Source organism: Moorena sp. SIO3I6 (assembly GCF_010672095.1).
The window spans coordinates 1-1,230 of the sequence record NZ_JAAHHU010001488.1; the positions used below are offsets into that span (position 1 = coordinate 1).

Sequence of the window (1,230 nt, forward strand, 5' to 3'; positions counted from 1 at the left end):
GCTGAGTGCTGATGGCTGATGGCTGATGGCTGATGGCTGATGGCTGATAGCTGATGGCTGATGGCTGATGGCTGATAGCTCAATTATTACCTCAGGAGTTTTGAGAAAGCTATACCAATCTTAAATGAATTGTGATAATTTTTGTTCCCTGTTCCATACTCCCTACTCCCTGTTCCCTGTTCCCTGTTCCCTGTTCCCTTTGGTATATTTCACTCACCTCACACTATTTGATCAAGAATTTATACAAAAGTTAAACCTGACATCAAAGCTTTATAAACGCGATCGCATACATCGGACAGAGAGACTTATAAATAACAGGGAATTCACAGACAAAACTGCTCTCTACTCCCTAATCTCTAGAACCAATAAGTGTGAATCAGGTAAGTCACTCAATGAAATATAAACTGCTTTCTGCATTAATGGCGACCGGTACTGTTTTAGGAGTTTTGTGTTCTGCCAATCAAGCATCTGCAACCACAAATGGATCTGATGTATCTGAGCAAGAATACAATCAACAGTATAGCAATTCAGGGAATGACGAACCAAAACTAACCTATGATCAGTGGCAATTCTTTAACGATTTTGTAAATTATGAAAGGTTAATGATAAATCAAGATGATTTACCTGAAGTCGATTTAAATAATCTGCGCTGGGAAAGTGGTGCCAACGATGTGGAATTATTTTTTATCAACGAAGGAGCAACTTACAGAAATCAACTATTCTATTCTGTGGATGGTGGTAACACTAAAGAAATGGTGTTTAATGATGTTTCCTCTCCCTTGAGCATTCTTCCTGAGGAAGATGGTTCTTTGGCACTTGGTCAAGGTGTAAATCTGGGGAATTTTGCCGGTAACACCTTTATTGAATTCTTCATAAAGTCCAATGGACACAATGGTGGTCGCAACTTCTTTGGTTTCGATACCCAACAAAACCCCGACGGATTCAACCATCTCTTGGGTTATGAACTTGAATTTGGAGGGGAAAAGTTTGTAATGCTAGGATTTGAAGACATTTGGGGCGGAGGAGACCAAGACTATAACGATAATGTCATGGTTGTCAGGGGACTCACACACACACCGAACCTACCATCAAACAGTGTATCGACACCAGAACCAGGAACTCTCCTGGGTACGCTGTTTGCCTTCGGAGTTATGGGATTAACGTCAGTACAGAAGCGCCAAGGTAAAAAATCCTACTAATAAAACTGAGGCACAATAAGGCTACAGATAG

Annotated in this window: 2 protein-coding genes; both read left to right on the plus strand. The window is 40.7% G+C overall.

All coding sequences use genetic code 11. The features are described 5' to 3' along the window. Positions 1 to 124 precede the first annotated feature (124 nt). Positions 125 to 403, plus strand: a complete 279-nt coding sequence (locus tag F6K49_RS50530) for a hypothetical protein (RefSeq protein WP_293085923.1) — start codon at positions 125 to 127, stop codon at positions 401 to 403. After that, positions 393 to 1,199 (plus strand): DUF4114 domain-containing protein, encoded by an 807-nt coding sequence (locus F6K49_RS50535; RefSeq protein ID WP_075905277.1) that lies wholly within the window; start codon positions 393 to 395, stop codon positions 1,197 to 1,199. Before F6K49_RS50530 ends, F6K49_RS50535 begins: the two co-directional genes overlap by 11 nt. The last annotated feature ends 31 nt before the right edge of the window (positions 1,200 to 1,230 follow it).

Excerpts from the sequence above, each read along its gene's own strand:
- F6K49_RS50530 (WP_293085923.1), top strand. The coding sequence starts at position 125 with ATGAATTGTGATAATTTTTGTTCCCTGTTCCATACTCCCTACTCCCTG.
- F6K49_RS50535 (WP_075905277.1), top strand. The coding sequence starts at position 393 with ATGAAATATAAACTGCTTTCTGCATTAATGGCGACCGGTACTGTTTTA.